This is a genomic window from Promicromonospora sp. CA-289599 (assembly GCF_050936155.1).
Classification (GTDB): Bacteria; Actinomycetota; Actinomycetes; order Actinomycetales; family Cellulomonadaceae; genus Promicromonospora.
The window spans coordinates 396,159-416,173 of record NZ_JBNJNI010000001.1 but is presented as its reverse complement, the minus strand read 5'-3'; the positions used below and the strand labels follow the sequence as shown (position 1 = coordinate 416,173).

The 20,015-nt window shown below is 65.7% G+C and carries 10 protein-coding genes and 1 pseudogene; 7 read left to right on the top strand and 4 right to left on the bottom strand.

All coding sequences use genetic code 11. The features are described from left to right. Positions 1 to 5 precede the first annotated feature (5 nt). The 4 genes from ACQEVI_RS01780 to ACQEVI_RS01765 all read left to right on the top strand — a co-directional run bounded on the left by ACQEVI_RS01780 (position 6) and on the right by ACQEVI_RS01765 (position 11,887). Complete coding sequence (locus ACQEVI_RS01780; RefSeq protein WP_432894040.1) at positions 6 to 3,761, top strand: LamG-like jellyroll fold domain-containing protein; 3,756 nt, start codon at positions 6 to 8, stop codon at positions 3,759 to 3,761. Positions 3,762 to 3,823: 62 nt separating this feature from the next. Further along, a complete protein-coding gene (locus ACQEVI_RS01775; protein WP_432894038.1) occupies positions 3,824 to 10,780 on the top strand; it encodes an RHS repeat-associated core domain-containing protein in 6,957 nt (2,318 codons plus the stop codon). Between the two features lie 115 nt (positions 10,781 to 10,895). After that, positions 10,896 to 11,339, top strand: a complete 444-nt coding sequence (locus ACQEVI_RS01770; protein ID WP_432894036.1) for a DUF4262 domain-containing protein — start codon at positions 10,896 to 10,898, stop codon at positions 11,337 to 11,339. 107 nt (positions 11,340 to 11,446) lie between these two features. Further along, entirely contained in the window at positions 11,447 to 11,887 is a 441-nt protein-coding gene (locus ACQEVI_RS01765; RefSeq protein ID WP_432894034.1) for a hypothetical protein, read from the top strand. A 129-nt stretch (positions 11,888 to 12,016) separates the two neighbouring features. Here ACQEVI_RS01765 and ACQEVI_RS01760 read toward each other — a convergent pair whose 3' ends face one another. From ACQEVI_RS01760 to ACQEVI_RS01745, 4 genes are all read right to left on the bottom strand, one after another. Then, positions 12,017 to 13,159: an HAD family hydrolase gene (locus ACQEVI_RS01760; protein ID WP_432894032.1), complete on the bottom strand. Its 1,143-nt coding sequence runs from the start codon at positions 13,157 to 13,159 to the stop codon at positions 12,017 to 12,019. Positions 13,160 to 13,303: 144 nt separating this feature from the next. Continuing rightward, on the bottom strand, positions 13,304 to 14,161 hold the full coding sequence (locus ACQEVI_RS01755) for a phosphotransferase family protein (protein WP_432894030.1): 858 nt from the start codon (positions 14,159 to 14,161) through the stop codon (positions 13,304 to 13,306). Positions 14,162 to 14,175: 14 nt separating this feature from the next. Continuing rightward, the gene (locus ACQEVI_RS01750; RefSeq protein WP_432894028.1) at positions 14,176 to 15,525 is read right to left on the bottom strand and encodes a hypothetical protein; all 1,350 of its coding nucleotides are present in this window, start codon (positions 15,523 to 15,525) and stop codon (positions 14,176 to 14,178) included. Between the two features lie 163 nt (positions 15,526 to 15,688). After that, a complete protein-coding gene (locus tag ACQEVI_RS01745) occupies positions 15,689 to 16,723 on the bottom strand; it encodes a hypothetical protein (RefSeq protein ID WP_432894026.1) in 1,035 nt (344 codons plus the stop codon). Positions 16,724 to 16,900: 177 nt separating this feature from the next. On the opposite strand from ACQEVI_RS01745, the gene ACQEVI_RS01740 reads away from it, so the two are divergent. The 3 genes and pseudogenes from ACQEVI_RS01740 to ACQEVI_RS01730 all read left to right on the top strand — a co-directional run. Continuing rightward, positions 16,901 to 18,151 carry a M20 metallopeptidase family protein gene (locus ACQEVI_RS01740; RefSeq protein ID WP_432894024.1) on the top strand — a complete coding sequence of 417 codons (1,251 nt, stop codon included), beginning with the start codon at positions 16,901 to 16,903 and terminating at the stop codon, positions 18,149 to 18,151. A gap of 413 nt (positions 18,152 to 18,564) precedes the next feature. Then, complete coding sequence (locus tag ACQEVI_RS01735) at positions 18,565 to 19,245, top strand: hypothetical protein (protein ID WP_432894022.1); 681 nt, start codon at positions 18,565 to 18,567, stop codon at positions 19,243 to 19,245. Positions 19,246 to 19,485: 240 nt separating this feature from the next. After that, positions 19,486 to 19,953, top strand: a pseudogene (locus tag ACQEVI_RS01730) (transposase); the annotation flags it as partial. Positions 19,954 to 20,015: the final 62 nt, after the last annotated feature.

Genomic DNA, 20,015 nt, shown 5'->3' with positions numbered 1-20,015 from the left:
ACCGCATGCAGGCCATCAGCGGGGCCAGGCAGCGTGGCTTGATCCGTCTCTCAGTGAAGAATTCACCCGCCCTGCCGCCAGCTTTGGTCAAGTTCGGCCCTGCGCGTCCGCTATGTTCCTTGCGTTCTGGCAAAAGTAGGCGAGGGGTGAGGGCGACGGTGCGAGGGTTCCTGGGTGTGAGGATGCGTCGGCAAGTGCGCGGGCTGGTCGGTGTGCTGGCTGTCGGTGCACTGGTCATGAGCGGCTCGACCGTGGCGCTCGCCGACGAGGCCGATCCGGGACCGGTTGAACCGTCTCTCGCTCTTGAGGGGACAGGGCAGGACCCGGAGCGTTCCTCGCTCCTGCGTGCGTTGGAGGAGGCAGCCGCGACTGGCGAGCCGGTCGAGCTGTTGTCGAAGCGTGGCGAGAGCCGTGAGGTCTTCGCGTTGCCGGACGGGACGCTGCAAGAGACCTCGTATGCGGTCCCACGCTGGGCTCGGACGGATGAGGGGTGGGCGCAGGTCGACACAGATCTGGCCGTCGAAGACGGAGCGGTGCGGCCCGTCGTGTCGACCGTCGGCCTTGAGTTCTCCACGGGCGGTGACGACGCGTTGGTGCGGATGTCCCGGCACGGTCGGGCAGTTGAACTGTCCTGGCCAGGGGGTGACCTGCCGACGCCGGTTCTGGATGGGGCGAGCGCGGTCTACCCCGAGGTCATCCAGGGGGTAGATCTGCGGATGCTCGCGACGGAGGACGGATTCGCGTCCCACCTGATCGTGAAGACTCCCGAAGCTGCTGCTTCCACCGCCCTGGACGAGATCACCTTCGGTATGGCTGGCGAGGGCCTGGACGTCGTTGTGGCGCCCGAGGGCGGGCTTGAGGCGGTCGACGAGAGTACTGGTTCTGCGGTGTTCGTGACGCCTCCGGCCTCGATGTGGGAAGCCGGGTCGCTCGAGGAAGAGTCGGGCCGTGCTGGCAATGACTCCGTTGGTGCGCAAAGGACTGCTGAAAACGTCATCGCGACGGGCGGTTCAAGCAGCGACGGGCCGGGTGAGGATGGTTCCGGGCAGGGGCGGGTGGCTTCGGTAGAGGTGGAGGTCTCGCCGGCTGGCGACGAGCTGAGCCTGGTGCCGGACCAGGATCTGCTGGAGGACCCTGAGGCGGCGTTCCCGATCGTGGTGGACCCGCAGTGGCTGACGAAGAAGCCCACGGCGTGGACGGGGCCGAACAAGGTGTATCCGACGCAGTCGTACTGGCAGTTCAAGGGGGCTTCGACCGAGGGGCTGGGTACCTGTCGGGGGTGGATCGCCTGCAGTGACGGGTCGACCTATCGCCTGTACTGGCAGTTCGACATCTCCGCCTATCGGGGTAGGGACATCTTGAGCGCGTCGTTCAACGTTCCCAACACGCACTCGGCCGTGTGCTCGGACCGCCCCGTTGACCTTTACCACACCAACTCGATCAACCAGAACACGACGTGGAACACGGTCACGACCTCGGGGTTCCACATCGCGAAGGTCCGGACCGAGAGCTTCAACTACGGGGGCAGCCAGGCTGGTTGTGCCCCGGCAGCTACTGCCGAGTTTCCGATCAGGGGGCTGATCCAGGACCGGGCGGACGCGAACGGGAGTCAGGTGACCCTCGGTCTGCTGGCCGACAGCGAGACCGACAAGAACCACTGGAAGAAGTTCTCGAAGAACGCCTACCTGCGTGTCCAGTACAACGTGCCGCCGGACAAGGTCTCGACCAAGGCGATGAGCCTGGAGTACGGCGGGTTGTGTGCTCCGCACGGCGATCCGGCGATCTTCCGGACCAAGGGCAAGTTGGTTGTGGCGCGGGCGAACGACGACGACGGTGACAAGATCAAGGTCGAGTTCCGGCTCCAGGACTGGATCGGTGGGGCGTGGAAGCAGTACTGGTCCTCGGGGCTGGTGCCCTCGACGGGAAAGGCGTCGGGGTCGGCGTTCTCCGTAGCGATGCCCTCCAATGTCCCCGTGGGCGGTGGCACGTCAGCATGGACGGTCCGGGTCTACGACGGCAAGGCGTACAGCCCGTGGTCGGATGGGTGCTTCTTCACCTATGACCCGACCAGGCCCGCGGCACCGAAGGTCTCATCGACCGCTTACCCGGAGTCGGATCCGGAAGATCCTGAGGACCCGTGGCATCGCGGGGTGGGGCACAGCGGTCGGTTCAACTTCACCTCGACAAGTTCTGACGTGGTCAAGTACCGGTACGGAATCAACCAGAACCCGCAGGCGACTCAGGAGCGACCAGCTTCCTCGCCGTACGTGTGGGTGAACCCGCAGAACACAGGCGTGCATCGGGTGACCGTGCAGGCGTTCGACGCGGCTGGCAATCCCTCAGACGTCCGGACGTACTTGTTCCGTGTGGGCGCTGGTGCACCGCCGAGCGGTCAGTGGACGTTCGACGAGGGTGGCTCGGTATACACAGCCGCTGGCAATGCGCACGTCACGGACGAGGACTCGGTCTCTGGGTCGGCGTTGGCACTGGACGGAGCCGGTGACTACGTGACGTCAACTGTGGGACGGGTAAACACGGAGAACACCTTCTCGGTCGAGGCCTGGGTGAAGCTGGACACGTTGCCGCACCCGGGGTCGATCGTGGTCTCACAGGCTGCCACGCACAAGCAAGGTTTCAAGCTGTACTACCAGGCGACCCAGGGTCGTTGGATGTTCGGGATGTACGACGGTGACGCGCCAGACGCGAGGCCGGTCGTCGCAATCTCGGACGCCCCGGTCAGATCAGGTGAATGGACCCACCTGGTCGGTGTGCACAACAACATCACGCGCACAGTGCGGCTGTACGTCAACGGCGTCGGAAGCGCTCCCCGCGCGGCGAACGGATTCGCCTCGACCGGGCCGATCATGATCGGCGGTGCGAAGTACGGCTCGGCTGCGCCGGACTCGTTCGTGGACGGAGTGGTTGACCAAGTGCGGACCTACACGCGGGCAGTGTCCGAGTACGAGGCCGCGCAGCTCGCCTCGGCTGCTGCACCGGAGGTCACCTCCCGTTGGACCTTCTCCCAGCTGGACGAATCGAGCGCACCGACGCGGGCTCTGAACGAGGTACCCGGCGCTCCTGACCTGCTGCTGAACGGGTCCGCCGGTGTGGAGGCGGACTTCGGGGTCGTCGGTGAGCACAACCTTGTCCTGACCAAGGACGGAGCGCTTCCTGGGGCGGCGATCACACCGGGAGGGGGCGTGCCGCTGGACTGGGGCAAGTCATTCACAGTTGCCGGCTATGGGGGGTTGCCCGCGGCGCCGGCGCCGGACGGGCCGCCGATGACGTTCTTGTCCTTGTCCGGCGCTAAGGAGGACCTGATTCAGGTGCAGGCGGTTCCTTACCCGGACCCGGAGACGGGCCTGGGCGTGGTGCGCTGGGAACTGCAGGCCAGGGCAAAGGACGCCACGAGCGCGCCGGTGCGAACTGTGGTGGACGGAGCGAATCCCTTCGCGTACAGCCTGTTCCATATCGCGGTGACGTGGGACGCGCCGTCCAAGCGTCTGCGGCTGTACGTCAACGGCGAGAGCATCGACGACGCGGGGGACGACGGAACGGGGCCGGCCGAGGGCGTTGTGCTGACCGACCCGCCTGCCCGGCTCTACCTGGGCAGAACCGTCGATGACGGGGTTCGGGTCGGCGAGTGGCCTGGTGTGATCGATGACGTGTGGCTGTTCACCGGTGCCTTGCAGCAGTGGCAGATCAACGAGCTCGCTGACACGAACGAACGCGACACGGCGGTTCCCGGGGAGGGGCAGTGATGAACAACCAGACCATCAGCCTGAATGCAGCCACTCGCTCGGTGCGCAGCGTGTTGCAGGGCATGGCCTTCACTACGATCGGTGCCCTGGTAGCGACATTGTTCGTCGCGGTCCCGCAGGGCGCCGCCCGGCCCACGGACGACGGCGTCAGCCCAGGCTCGCCTGGTATCGACGTCGCCGGTGCGGACTTCACCAAGCCGTCCACGAAGACACTGCCCGACCCGGTCGCCCCCGACGTGCGTCAGGCTGAACTGCCTGACGGCGGGCGTGGTGCGGTCGACATCGGCACCGCGGCCGAGAACATCAAGCCCACGGAGATGACGACGGTCGGTGGGCTGCCCGTCCAGGTGATCAAGGCAGAGCGTTCCAAGACCGGCGGCACCGGTCAGGTCGCCGTCAACGTGATCACCGACGAGGACCTTGAGAAGAGCGAGCAGCGTGGTCAGCTGCTGGTCGCGTTGTCTGCCCCGAGTTCAGCCAAAGCCGGCGCGAGCAAGACCGACGTGACGAAGCCTGCGGCGGACGTGGTGGACGTCGCGGTGGATTACTCAGCCTTCGCCGGACTGCATGGTGGGTCATGGGACGAGCGGCTGACACTTCTCCAGCTCCCCGCGTGCGCCGTGGACACGCCACAGAAGGCTGAGTGCTCCACCGGTCAGCCTGTCGGCGCGACGAACCGCACGGGCGACGACACGCTCGTCGCCGAGCAGGTGGAGGTACCGGCAGACGGTTCGCCGGTGGTGCTGGCTGTTGCCGCGAGCGTGTCCGGTGACTCTGGTTCGTTCGGTGCGACGTCGTTGTCGCCGTCGAACACCTGGTCGACAGACCTGCGCTCAGGGTCGTTCTCGTGGAACTACCCGATGACCGCCCCGGACGTGCCGGGCTCCTTCGTTCCGACGCTGGGGCTGTCCTACTCCTCCGGTGGCGTGGACGGGCGCACGTCTTCCACGAACAACCAGGGCTCCCTGGTCGGGGACGGGTTCGACCTGTGGCCCGGCTACATCGAGCGCAAGTACAAGTCGTGTGCTCTGGACGACGTGAAGAATGCCGACGGCAACGCCATCGGTGACCAGTGCTGGGACTACGACAACGCCTTCATCAGCTTCAACGGCGCGGCCGGTGAGCTTGTACCTGCCGGTTCGAACACGTGGCGCCTGCAGAACGACGACGGCACGCAGATCGAGCGGCTGACCGATACCGCGCGAGCCAACGGAGACAACGACGGCGAGTATTGGAAGGTCATCACGCCGAACGGGACCCAGTACTTCTTCGGTTATCACCGGCTGCCGGGATGGGCGTCGGGCGACCCGGTCACCAACTCCACCTGGACTGTGCCGGTCGTCGGGAACAAGGCAGGCGATCCCTGCAACACCAGCTCGGGAAAGATCTGTAATCAGGCGTGGCGGTGGAACCTGGACTACGCGATCGACGCGGCCGGGAACAAGATCACCTACCACTACGACCGGCAGAGCAACAGGTACGGCAAGCTCGGCGACCCGGCGGCGGACACCGCGTACCACCGCGGTGGCACCCTGACGAAGATCGAGTACGGACTGCGGGGCGACGACCTGGTCGGCACTGGCGCGGCACAGCCCCTGGGCAAGGTGTCGTTCACGTACGCGCAGCGGTGCCTGAGCGACGGATCAGGCCAGTGCTCCGACATCAACGCAGCGCCGAACGGATGGCACGACGTGCCGTGGGACCTGAACTGCAACGCCGGCGCCACGTGCGATGAGGGACGCACATCGCCGTCGTTCTGGACCCGTGAGCGGATGACCGGGATCAAGACCCAGGTCTACGTCTCGTCCGCGTGGAAGGACGTGGACTCCTGGGCGCTGGCCCACGAGTGGGGCACCGCTGACGCGGACTACCAGCTGCTGCTGTCCTCCATCCGTCGCACCGGGCACACCGGACCCGAGGGTGCCACCACGGCCGCGCTGGATCCGGTCAAGCTTGGGTATACGCAGCTGGTCAACCGGCTCGACCGCGTCGGTGATGGCCGCGACCCCTTCATCAAGGCACGACTTTCGACCGTTCAGGACGAGGTCGGTGGGCAGGTCGACGTCGGGTACTCCGCTGAGGCCTGTGACGCGAGCAATGTGCTGACACCGCAGACCAACACCTCGCGATGCTTCCCGCAGATCCGCTCGCAGGGCGAGGTTCGGCCGGCGATCACGGACTGGTTCAACAAGTACGTCGTGACCGGGGTGACCACCACGGACCGTACCGGCGGCGGTGACGACATGCTGACCACCTACGAGTACCTCGGCGGTGGTGCATGGCACTGGGACGAGTCCACCGGGCTCATCCCCGACGAGGAGAAGACCTGGTCCGACTGGCGTGGCTACGGACACGTGCGCGTCAAGACAGGCAGCGTGACGCAGCGGGTGTCCCAGACCGACCACTGGTTCCTGCGCGGCATGCACGGCGACCGTGCGACTCCCACCGGCGGCACGAAATCGGAAGAGGTCACTCTCGAATCGGGCGAGGGTAACCCGATCGTCGACCAGCCGTACTGGGCTGGTTTCGCCTATAAGACCGCGTCCTTCACCGGACCTGGCGGCGCCGTGGTGTCCAAGTCGGTCAACCGCCCGTGGTGGCACCAGACCGGCATCAGCGAGCGGGACTGGGGCACGATCCGGTCCGGGTTCTCCCGCACCGCTCAGACCCGGGGTTTCACCAGCCTCGGAGCCGGGGGTGCGCCGTGGCGCACCACCCAGACGCAGACGTCCTATGACGAGGTAGCCGGGCGGATTACGCAGGTCGCTGATCAGGGCGACACCAGCACGGCCACCGACGACCGGTGCTCGACGATCACGTACGTGACCAATACGACCAAGAACATCCTGGGCATGCACAAGCGCAAGCAGGCTTGGGCTGCCGGGTGCGGCGCGACTCCGACCGCCGCGCAGGTCATCAACGACACCCGCTACGCCTATGACGGTCAGAACTACGGGACGGCTCCGGTGCGCGGACGGATCACGCGGACCGCGGACCTGACCCGCGTCGAAGGTACGACGCGGCACTACGTCGAGGCGTCGGCGGGCTTCGACACCTACGGTCGTCCCATCAAGCTCACGGACGTGTCGGCCGACCTGAGTGCGGGCTCGAACGGCAACGCGACGCTCACCCGGACGGCGCGCTCGGACGGGCACACCTCGACCACGGCCTACACCCCGAGCACCGGATTCGCGACGAAGATGGTCGAGACGACCCCGCCTGCGAAACCGGACGACGCGGACTCGGCGCTGACCACGACCACGCGCCTGGACCCGGTGCGCGGTGGTCCGACCTTGGTGACCGACACGAACACGAAGTCCACCGTGGTCGCCTATGACGCTCTGGGGCGTACGAGCAAGGTCTGGCTGGCGGACCGGACCTCGAACCTGACACCGTCGGTGGAGTTCACCTATCAGGTCCAGGCGTCTCGGCCGGTAGCGGTCGGGACCACGACGCTGGACGACGACGGGGACCGCCGCGCCACCTCGTGGACGTTGTACGACGGGCTGCTGCGCCCCCGCCAGACCCAGGACCCCGGCCTGGAGGGCGGGATGATCCTGTCCGACACCAAGTACGACGCGCGCGGTCTGGTCAAGCTCGCCTACGCGGACTACTACACCACCAGCGCCACCGGTGGCCGGCTGTTCGACCCGTACAAGCAGTCGTTGGTCGAGACGCAGACCCGGCACAGCTACGACGGCCTGGGTAGGAACACGCTGAGCAAGGTCATGTCGACGGACAGCGACGGCGGTGAGGTGCTGGCCACTACTCGTGCCGTCTACCGCGGTGACCGCACCACGGTGATTCCCCCGACCGGCGCCACCGCGACCACGACTGTGGTCGACGCCCGTGGGCGAGTGGTCCAGCTGCGCCAGCATCACGACCCGGCCACCGCGACACCCGAGGCCACGACAGGGTTCGACACCACCCGGTACACCTACACGAGCCGGGACCAGCTCGCGACGGTCACCGACCCGGCCGACAACCTCTGGGAGTACACCTACGACCAGCGTGGGCGTCAGATCCAGACGGACGACCCGGACGCCGGGCAGACCGACACCAGCTACGACGACTTCGGACGGGTCGTCTCGACGACCAACGCCGAGGACGAGACTCTCGTCAATGTGTACGACGGGCTCGGTCGCCAGACCGAGCTGCGTGAGGGCACCGCGTCCGGGACGCTGCGTGCGTCGTGGATCTACGACACGGTCTCCGGGGCCAAGGGCTATCTTGCTCAGTCGATCCGGCACGAGAACGGCCAGGAGTACGTCACTCGTAACGTGGGCTACGACCGGTTGTACCGGCCTACCCGCACCGTGACCCAGATTCCTTCGGCCGAGGGAGAGCTGGCGGGCAACTACATCACCAACACCAGCTACACCGCGGCCGGCAACATCGCCTCGGTGGGACTACCCGCCGCCGGAGACAGGCCGGGAGAGTCCGTCTCCTTCTCGTACGACGAGGCGACCAGCTGGGTCACCGCCGTGCACGGCCAGTGGGGGCTGACCGCGACGACCGCGTACGACTGGGTCGGCAAGCCCTTGCAGCACACGATGTCCGCCAACGCAGGTGCCCAGGTCCAGGCCACCAACACCTACGAGTACGGCACCCAGAGGTTGTCCAACTACCGGGTCGACCGGTTCGGCCAGCCCGGCGTGGACCGGTCAGAGACCTACAGCTACGACGACGCCGGCAACATCACGTCCCTTGCGGACGTGTCACGTACCGGCACAGACGTGCAGTGCTTCGACCTGGACTACCTGAACCGGATCACCGACGCCTGGACGCAGAACACCAATGACGCCGACTGTGCGGCCAGCGGTAAGGCTGCCTCGAACGCCGGGCTCATCGGTGGGCCGGGCCAGTACTGGCATGAGTACAGCTATGACACCGTGGGTTCCCGCCTGACGGAGACCCTGCACTCCGGCGGCGGTCAGCGCCTGACTGACCGTACGTACAACTACGACCCCGCCCAGCCGCACACCGCCACCAGCGTGAACCAGGTGCAGCCGGCTTCCGGAAACCTGCCCCGGGTCGAGTCGGTGGAGCAGTACACCTACGACGCGGTCGGACGCACGACCAGCCGGCAGATCGGCGGAGACACCCAGACTCTGGCCTGGACACCTGAGTCCCGGGTGGCGGAGGTAACCAACGCCGACGACAGCGGCGCGCAGTACACCTATGACGCCGACGGCAACCGTCTGATCTCCCGCAACACCAACGCCGACGGGTCTACCGAGTCGACGCTGTACCTCGGGCACACCGAGATCACCGTGACCAGTGCGGAACCCACGGTCGCGAAGGCGACCCGGTACATCGACATCGGCGGCGGGCACACCGCCGTCGTCGACGACACTGGTGCGGTCACGTTCGTCATGGCCGATCACCACGGCACCGGTCAGCTCATGATCGACGCCGCCGACATGGCGATCACCCAGCGCCGTACCACGCCTTTCGGGCAGGATCGCGGGACCGCGGTCGCGCCCAGTGACTGGGCGTCATCGCGCGGTTTCGTCGGTGGGTACGACGACCGTGAGTCCACAGGACTGGTCTCTCTCGGTGCGCGTGAATACGACCCAAGGCTGGGTCGGTTCATCTCGCTCGACCCGATCATGGACCTGACCGACCCGCAGCAGATCCACGGGTACTCCTACTCCAACAACAACCCCGTCACCCTGTCGGACCCCACCGGGCTGTGCCCCGGGGGCGGGGTCATGCTGGACGGAGCGTTCTGCGACTTCGGAGACGGGTGGCAGCAGGTCGACGGGATCGATACCGGTGGCGCGACGACCGAGACGGTCTTCACGCAGGGGCAGTCACCCACCCAGGCAGCGATGCAGGCGACCGCTGCCATGGTGCGCAGCCCCGGTCCGGGGATCACCGGCGGGTCGGCCGGCAACGCCGGCAACCCCGGTGCGGCTACGTCCGGCCCGACCGAGGCCGAGATCGCGGCCAAGGCTCGGGAGGTGTTGAACAAGTCCATCACCGATGTCGCCGTCGAGCTCGGCTGGGAGGCCCTGAAGGACTTCGTCGGGTGGAACGACCTGATGGGCTGCCTCGGCAAGGATGTTGCTTCCTGCGCGATGCTCGCCATCGGCATCCTGCCCGTGGGCAAGGGCATCAAGGCCATCAAGGCCCTCGGCAAGATCGTCGATGGCGCCATCAGCTTCTACAAGCAACAAAAATCTGCTCGCAAGATCCTGAGTCAGGCTGGTGCGGCCTGTACCATCAACTCGTTTGTGGCAGGCACCAAGGTTGTGATGGCTGACGGTACTACCAAACCGATTGAAGAACTGGAAATCGGCAGTGAAGTACTGGCCACAAACGACTTCACAGGCGAATCGGAGTCCCAAGAAGTCGTGGGGCTGGTCGCTGGCGAGGGTGAAAAACATCTCGTCAAGTTGACTGTTCGTGCGGAGAACGGCGACGAGGCGTCCGTCACCGCAACGACGGGACACCCCTTTTGGGAGCCACGCCTTCGGGAGTGGGTCGAGGCAGGCGAGCTGGACGCCGGAAGCTGGCTTCGAACCAGTGCGGGAACTGCTGTCAAGGTCGAAGCCGTTGCAACGAGCAGCGAGATCGCGAAGGTCTACAATCTCACTGTCTCCGGCTGGCACAACTATTACGTCGCCACCGGCATCGGCCGAACTGACCTGCTTAACCACAATACGAACCCTAAAGAATGTCGGATTCCCGGCGGTGCACCAAATAGCCGTCCGTACATGGACTTCACTCCTGTGGGCAAACGGGAAGTGCGATCTCAGGGCATGGAATGTGCTCTCTGCGGCGTCCAGACTGTTCCAGCCAAACAGTCTCGCAAGGGAGTTACTCCACCCGAAAACGAAGCTGCAGTAGACCACATCGTGGCTAAGAATCAAGGCGGTTCGGGGGATCCCTCGAACGGGCAGGTGCTCTGTCGCACGTGCAACAGTGCTGTCAAGGGGCCGCGCTCGTGGGAAGGACTGTGGGGCGATTGGGGGAATACACCTGGGGCAGGTGCAGGAATTCCGCCTTTCTAGCTTGTGTCGGCTGATATAAGCGCCTCGCGATGCTAGATGAGTCTCAGGGGTGGCTCGGGGTTGGTTTACTGGCTGGAACACGAGTCGTCGGAGACCAGACTTTATGGAGAGTGAAATGACGTCAGAAGTAGAGCTCAAACTCGTCCATGATGTGGAAAAGCATGGCTTCAGCGTGCTCTGGGTGTTTGACGACGAAGGTGACGCCCCGGACTTCGCCTACACGGTCGGTTTGACTGTGTCGATCAGCCACCCTGAGTTCGTCGTTGCTGGACTGCCGCACGGCGTCTCGACTCAGATTCTGACTGAGGTGGCGGGTCGCGTGGTCGATGGTTTGGTCGTTCACGAGGGGGATCGACTGGCTGGCGTACTAGAAAATTTCGACGTGTTGATCGCCGGTGTCCAGCAGGCTTTCATTCGCGACAATATGCGTCACGCGACTGAGTTTGCTGGAAAATCAAGCTTGAGCGCCCTGCAGATTCTCTGGCCCGATCGAGCTGGGCTATTTCCAACAGAACCGTCATTCGACACACGCCTTGCTGGGCGTCAAGTTCTCGGCTGAGCTCGCCATGGAGGACAGGTAGCCAGCTGCTTGCCGTGCTGGCGCCCGCTGGAAGAAGACTGAATTCCTGAGCTGGGTGCCACCAAGGTTGAAGGCTGCGGATGTGGATGGACGATCCGATGGAATTTTCGAAGATAAAGTCCTGGTCGGAAGATTGGGGAGGTGTCGTTGACTATGTTGACTATGTCAACTACAACGGTGATCTCGCAATTTTGCTGGCGTTATCTAGAATCTTCTGGCCTCGCTTTATTGAGGTAGACGGTTGCGTACTCTGGGACCGGGTGTTTGAGGAGTCAAATTTCCGGCAGTGGAAGGTCAGTCTCTCCGGCAATAATCAGAAAATTGAGGCCACGCTGAACCAGTTGAGGGTTTGGGCGATCGTCGAGTCGGAGGATACTGAGGAAGAGCGCCGTGTTCTGGATGCCGTTGCTGAACGCATCTCAAGCACCTGGGTGGCTGCCTTGCGCGCCCAATTTCCTGATCGGGTTTTTGATGTGAAAGTGATCAGCTCTGACGATGGGCCGATTGTCACATTTTCTGCTGGCTAAATGTGTGGGAGGGCCTAGTCCGAGACATGGCATCGCCCGCTCGTTTCTGAATGCCAGGTCACACCGAGAAGTACTTAGCCTTCGGTTGGCGGGCCACGCCAAGTCGGTCAGACACCAAGCACGCGGGCATCATGTGAGTCCCAGAGGCAGGTCGAACCCAGCGGGGCCGTCATGGAGGACCGAGGCACGCCAGTGGGCGCGGCGGCGTCCTTCATCACCTCGTGGATAGGTGAGCCCAGCTTCTCCCACTGCCCTCTCGATCGCGCGCATCGTCACTCCGGTTCCGGCGGGGACCGGGGCGTGCCGAACCCAGGCGCCCTCCCGCAGTGTCCAGATCTCGCAGCGGGAGAGTCCGGTCCCGGTCTCGTGCCAGATCCGCACGATCGTCACGGCCCCGGGCGCGGTGAGGACGGCGGTCGCGAGCTGGGCCGCCAGCGGTGACAGGGAGCCGACGTCGACGCCGGGCGGTAGCAGGGAGTGCAGGACGGCGACCGCGCCGCTCTGCTCGATGGTCCCGGTGACCTCGTCGGCTGCGGCTTGCACGACGGCGGGGGCGTGGCCCATCGCGACGGATCGCGCGGCCCAGGCGAGCATCTCGAGATCGTTCATCCCGTCTCCGACGGCGACCGTCTGTGCTGTCGGGACGCCGAGGCGTGTGCGGATCGCTTCCAGTGCTGCGGCCTTGCTGGTTCCCGGAGCTGTGAGGTCCAGCCAGTCCGGGCCGGCGGGAGTGGCTGTGACTCCGGTGGCGCTTAGGGTGTCGTGGTGATGGCGGATGCCGTGGGAGTGGAGCGCGACGCGTGATGCGGGCGCGGCAACGAGGTCTGAGAGCGGCACCTTCTTCTGCGGTCCGTTGAGGTGCCCTGGATCGAACGCGGTGTTGACCCGCCAGCCCCAGCCGACTTCCTCGATGGCGACTCTTGCGTCTGGTGCGATCTCGAGGGCTTGGCGGATCGCCGGGCTGGGGTCGAACTGCTTGGCGGCGATCACCGCGTAGCCCGTCGGGATGGTGGGGTCGAGGCGGATGGTCACGGCGCCGTTGGAGCAGACCGCGTATCCCTGGACGAGGCCGAGCCTGGTGGCTATGGGTCCAAGGCCGATGAGAGACCGTCCGGTTGCGAGGACGACCTGATGGCCTGCGGCCCGGACCAGATCCAAAGCTGCGACTGTTCCCGGCGGGATTCTGCGGTCCTGACCGATGAGGGTCCCGTCGATGTCGAGCGCGACCAGACGCTGGGTCGTGGTCCGTGTCTTCTGCTCAGTCGTCGTCACTTCTGCATCCCCTGACGGTGCTCTGGCGTTTCCTCCACCCGCGAATGGGCTATCGACAACTCTTGATCCGCAAAGGTCGAAGCACGAGGGCATTCAGGGAGAGCATTGACGGCATTCAGAAAGACACCGGACCTGCAATCTGCGTCAGCCGATCGGCTGCCACTTCCAGGGTCGTGGGCCATTGCCGCCGCGCAGGCTCTTCACGCGGTCGTATGCGTTGTCGCGGAGCTCGGAACGCGACTGAGCGACGTATGCGGCGAAGCACGTCACCCGCAGCTCACGGATGTCGCGGAAAAGTTCGAACCCAGCCCATCGGGTGACGTCCGCGCCGTAAGCGTCGCAGTACTGAGCATATTCTGCGGCCGTCAGTGTGCTGTAGCTGGTCAGTCGGCAGGCCGTAGAGGCCAGGTCCCACTCGGGCGGCCCAGCAGAGCAGCGCTCGAGGTCCATCAAAGTGACGCCCTGTCCCTCGACATCGACGATGTTGCCGGCCCATGCGTCGCCGTGGATCACGGCGTCGGGCAGCCCTATCGGGCGGTCGTCCCAGCGAGCCTGGAGGCCCGTAAGTCGATCACGCAGCCAGCCGCTGTCGTCGTCGGAGAGCCACTGTGCGGCGGCAATTCGCTCGTTGAGGCGGACGAACGGCGCGACCTTGTGCTCCTTGAGCTCATCGAGGACGGGCAGAGCGTGGAGTTGTTTGAGGACCTTCGCTACCTGTCGCGGTGTTCCAGGGCGTTGCGGCGGTAGCTCATGCCAAAAGGTCACGGGGTGGCCGGCGACGACGACGGGTTGTGCGACCGCAAGCGGATCGACTGCGCGGAGACCGTTGCCGTTGAGCCAGCGGCCGAGGAAGACCTCGCGGATGGCGACACTCTCCTGGCCGGGTTTGTTGATGCGGACTACGACGCTGCCTGGCAAGCGGTAGACCTGGTTCTCACCGTCACGAAGACGCACGGCGCCGACGGACGATAGCCCGACCTGGGCGCAAGCATCGTCGAGCATCTGACGAGCCGTCGTCACGCGGCGGTACCAACGGTTCTCAGGTCGGCGAGCAGCGGAGCGACAATTTCGTTCGTACGGTGGCGTCCAGCTGGCGCGACGATCTCCAGAGCGGTACGCCGCACGCGCTGCGATCGCACGCCTGCCGCGTCACGAACTGCATTCTGGGCAACCTGGACTGCTTCGTGCGGGTCACCGGAGTGCATGGTGAGCGCCGCGAGCTTGAACCCCGAGAACGAACGTGACCGAATGTAGATGTCGGGGTGGTTGGCTACCGCGGTCGCGAGTCGATCGCTTGCTTCTTCGATGTGCACACCGTGGACCGCCAACTCGTAGAGAGCATGGCCGGTGTCGCCGGAGTGCTGGGCGTGGTCGTAGTACGCCATCCATGGGACGTCGTTCGCAGGGTCGGCGTCGGCGAACGCGTCGTCTGCGTCTCCAATTGCACGGAGCGTGGCCGGTATGTCACCGAGCCGCCCGTGGGCGCGAGCCACAGCGGTGTGCAGCATCGCCCGCTCGGTCGGCGTCAGGCGGTCAGGGCGCACGAGACCCAGCTGCGCGAACGTCAGGCCTCCATCCACATCGCCGACCCAGACCGCCTGGCGCGCTCGCCACGAAAGGGCCTTCGCGCGCAGGTTCCAGTCGTTGCCCTCTTCCGCGCAGGCCGTCGCAAACGCCAAGATCCTTTCGGACAGCGGGTGCTGATGCGCATCAAAGAGCAGCGACCCGGTCGCCACACCGAGCTGCCCGACGGCCGTGAGCAACTTCGCCTTGAGTCGGGGCGGACACGAGGTCTTGAGAAGGTCAACAGTGCGGGACATCTCAGCAGAGACGGCCTGCCCAATCTCCTGTCCGCCATGGATGTGGGCCCACGACGTGAAGAACTCGCCGGCCGCTCGCAGCCGTGCGATATCTGCCTCGGATACGACCTGAGCGGGAGTGAGCAGATCGAGCTCGCGCGCGAAGCTATCCAAGGATGCAGTCATGCCTGCGGCCGTCAGCGTTTGCAGAAACTGGCGTCGATTCACGGGCTCGGCCAGCTCATCAGGAGCAACAGCCTGGCGGGCAAGTGCCTGACCAGTCGGGACGGCGGTCTTGCCCCGACGCGTCGGGAAGAACCCGAGATCGGCGTCCGTTTCGACGCCGAGCACAGCACGTAAGCCGTCGCGGTACATCGCGCCTGGCCAGCGGATCTGTCCGCGCTCGTAGCGAGCGAGGGTGTCAGCGTCGAGATGGCAGTGCATGCCTGTCGTCTTCCAGACGTACTGGTTGACCGCAGCGGCTAGCTCGGCACGTGTCATAGGCAGACCGCTGCGCGACGGCGACGTGATCGCCTCGCGGCGTCGGCGCAAGTGCCCGTTGGCCACGGCTTCCCCTTCGCCGGCTGTCTCGTGGTGGTACCAATGCGCGCATCCGGGCGTGCAGTGCTTCACCAGCGTAGTGACGTCCGAGGCACGATGGCAGGCGCCACGTCAGAATGCCGGAGATGCTGTCCAGAATGCCGTCAAGCGATGGATGGAGTGCACCCGACTACTCGCGGATGGCGCCGCCTCCGGCGCGATCGCTCCATAGCGTGACCAGGTGTTCCTCGCGGGCAGGCTCCATACCGTGCTCGTCCTGTCGCGGGTGATACACCGGCTGCTGCTTCTGGTAGCCGGCCCAGGTGTCGAGGACGGTCTCCCGCAGGGGCCTGCACGCGAACCCGGCTGCCGCCGCCTTGGCGCCGTCGACCTGCCACGTCCCGGGGTTGGTTCGCCACAGAGGGATCTCCGTCCACTGGCGTACCCCCTGTTCGATGAGCCACGCGTCGTTCGCGTGGACCGGAGTCGCAGTTCCATCGGTGGCTTCGAGGCACGCATCGATCAGATCGCCATAGGTGGCGTGCCCGAACGGAGCTGTCAGGTTGTAGATGCCGGTCCGCGCTGCCGCGATCTGGTCGAGGGCAAACCGCGCGACATCGCGTACGTCGACCGGCTGGACCTCAGGTTCCCTGGGAGGCAGGAGCCACGCCCCGTTGCGCTGTGCGTGTTCGAAGAGGGAGAGCATCCGACCGGTGTACTCCCCTGGACCGAGGATTACCCCGGGGCGCAGGATCAGGGCACCTCCTGGCGCAGCCGTCGCTGCGAGCTCGCATCCCGCCTTGAGGGTTCCGTACTGGAAAGGCCCGGGCAGTCCGGCCACATCCGGGTCCGACTCACGTGCGTCCATGCGCGACGGCCACAGGTCATCCGTCTCGTCGACGGGACGATCCGGCCAGTCCCGGTAGGCCGACACCGTCGACAGCAGCACGTAGAGACCCACGCGGTCCCCAAGTTCTGCAAGCGCGTGGTTCACGTCCCCTGGTTCGTAGGCGGAGGTGTCGACGGTCGCGTCCCACGGTCCCCTTTCGCGCAGCCGCCGAAGATCATCCGCGTTCCTGCGGTCACCGATGATGTGCTCGACACCTTCAGGCGGCAGACCGCTGCGGCCGCGGGTGAACGACGTCACCGCCCATCCCCGGGCGAGCGCGCTCTGCGCGAGTTCACGACCAAGGAACCAGGTGCCGCCGAGGATGAGGATGCGCATGGCCGCGATCGTGCCTGACAGCACCGCTTGAACACCAGGCATGCGACGGATGTGCCCACACCCTGATAGGCCTCGACCACTCTGCCTCGTGGGCGCTCTGGCCGTTTAGGCTCTCAGCAAGTTTCGCGACGCCGACCACGCTCCCGGGGCCCAGTCGGGACGCACGGGAGGACAGACGTGAGCGGCCCGGCGAAACAGGCAACACTTGATTGGAGAACTGACAGCGTGGGCTTTGTGGAAGATGCGGCACTGATTCTCGACGACCTGGTTGCCCTACGACGGCGGATCCATCAGCACCCCGAGGTCGGACTGCATCTGCCTAGAACGCAGGCGGCGGTACTTGAGGCGCTGGACGGGCTGCCGCTGGAGATCACAGTCGGTGCCGGGCTCAGCTCGGTGGTCGCCGTCCTGCGTGGGGATCTCCAGGGGCCAACGGTGTTGCTGCGCGGTGACATGGACGGTCTGCCGATCATGGAGGACTCGGGTGAGCCGTTCGCCGCGACCACCGGCACGATGCACGCGTGCGGGCACGATCTGCACGTGGCCGGCCTGGTCGGGGCTGCACGTCTGCTCAGCGCCAGGAAGAGCGAGCTCGCAGGGAACGTCGTCTTCATGTTCCAGCCCGGCGAAGAGGGGCCCGGGGGAGCACTCCCGATGATCGAGGAGGGCGTCCTGGATGCGGCCGGCGCGGGTGTCGATGCTGCGTTCGGCATCCATGTCACCGGCCTGTACAACAAGGGTCTCTTCGTCTCCAGAGCGGGTCCCGCCTGGGCCGGCAACAGCGTCCTGAACGTGACTGTTCATGGCAGGGGTGGTCATGGCTCCTCGCCATGGATGTCGGTCGACCCGGTGACGGTCGCGGCCGAAGTCGTCATGGCGTTGCAGTCGTACACGACCCGCCGGATCAACGTGTTCGACCCGGTGGTGATCACGGTGGGGGAGTTGCACGCGGGAACGGCGTCCAACGTCATCCCGTCCACCGCTCGGCTCGTAGCGTCCGTGCGCACCCTGTCGAAGGCATCGCTTGAGCAGTTGGCAGTCGAACTACCACGGCTCGTCGCAGGCGTAGCGGGCGCGCATGGCTGCACGGCCGACGTCGGCTTCCAACCGGAGTATCCGGTGACGGTGAACGACGCCGACATGTGGGACCACGCGAAGACCGTCCTGGCGGGCATGTACGGGGCTGACCGGGTCTTTGTGCGGCCCAATCCGATCATGGGCGCGGAGGACTTCTCCTACGTCCTGGAGCGAGTGCCGGGGTGCTTCATCCAGCTCGGGGCTCGGCCCGATGACGTCCCCGCGGAGGGTGCGCCGTCCAACCATTCCGCGGTTGTCCGGTTCGATGACTCCGTACTCGGGGAACAGGCGGCGGCGCTCGCGGAGCTGGCGGTTACGACTTTGACAAAGTTGGCGGCTGCACGGGGCTGAGCCAAGGTGCCGGGGCGTTCTGCTCAGAATGCCCTTCACACAGGACGACGCGCAGTGGAGAGTGACCGGTGTGCCGCCGTCCGGTTAGCGTGCCCGTTCGCGCAGGAACGTCCCGGGGTCGAACCGTTCGTCTGGGCCGGGCGAGTCCGCGGCGAGCACGGACGGGTCCGCGAGACAGGCAAGCGCTTGGCCGACGCCCATCCAGAGGCTGTCTCGGGTGCGGGGATCACCGTTGACCATCCCGTCACCCCAGCCATGTGCGTCACCAGGGTGGCCGCGCAAGATCACGACGGCGTCGGCCGCGGCTGCCAGCGACAGTGACCACTGATCGGTGGGAGCCGTGGTGTCCGATCCTGCGGTCAGTGCGCACTGCATACCATGCCTTTGTGACGCGACCCTGGACGATGCGCAGGATGGCCGATCAGTTCACTGAGCTGCTCGGAATGACTCCTGCCAACATCGATGGCGGCAACCTGACGTTCGTCCAAGGAAGCCTGCGCTCCACACTTTCGATCTGGAAGGAACACTACGACCGGTCGGCCTTCGGCTGGCTGGTCCACACGGACTACACCGGCCTTGGTGAGCGGATGGACCTCTTCGGCGGAGTGAGCATCCGGGTAGACCACCCCTCGCCATCCGGCAGCTCAAGTCCGACCGACACCCCTCCAGCCGCCTGCTATCACTGGCCGGCGGGCAGCGCCTCGCTTGCGCCGGAGGTCACTGCCAGCGTCACTCGCTACGGCCCGCCCTCTCTGCACTTCGTCCGCGAACCCCACGACCTCGGGCTGCTGCTACTGGCGGACGCCCATGTTCACCGAGGCGAGGTCTGGTCCTTCACGCCAACCAACAACGAACCGGCGCGGCTTGCTAAGGCCATCCTTCTGGCTCGCCAGAGCGGCGATCAGATACTGGAGCGGGCGGCTGTCGCCAAACTGTGGGACCGAGGCGAGGAGCCGGCGGGCCATCGCCCCGACTACCTCTTCCGGCACGCAGTCGCTGACTGGTCCAGGCAGTACGCAAAGGTCACCGGTATCGATCTCAGCGACCTGGCCAAGCTCAAGAGGAAGCGCCCCCAGTACCCGGAGAACCCGTAGCTCAGCAAGGCGGCCTCCGGCCTCAGGGCATGATCTCGCGGTGACCGGAGTGATCGCCGGACAGCCATTGGCCAGCCGGTGTCGTCACGCGGTGTGAACGGTGTCCTGTACGTCGTGGTGTGCGCTGCTGGGGCGGCTCGGCAGATTCTGGCGCGGTCCTACCTCTGATCGCTGAGCGCGGTTGGTACTTGCATATGCTGGCGACCGAGCGCGCCGTGTCGATGTTCTCCGAGGTGATGGTCCTACAGCGTCGGGTTCACGCTCCCGGAGAACACCCCGGACCTGCTCGCTCAGATCCCGCAGAACGTGTGGACCGAGGCCTGCGACGCCCACGACCAGGTCCGCGACGGGGCCTGGGTCGCCGAACTGACCGGGCTGATGGACCTGACCTCATGGCCGCCTGGGATACGCGTCATCGCACGCAAGGAACGCCCTCACCCCGGAGCCCAGCTGCGGTTCCAGGACGTCGACGGCATGCGGATCACCGCGTTCGCGACCAACACCACCCCCGGCGGCACCGGCACCCAGTTCGAGCTACGGCACCGCCGCCGGGCCCGCTGCGAGGACCGGATCCGCTGCGCCAAGGAAGCCGGACTGGCCAACCTGCCGCTGACCTCGTTCGACGCCAACCGGATCTGGTGCGCGATCGTCGCGCTGGCCGGCGAGCTCACTGCCTGGATGCAGACCCTCGCCCTGACCGACGAGCCGGTGCTCTCTGAAGACGCGGTGTCATGCCGCGAATCCTGCCAGGTGCTTACGGCAAACCCTGC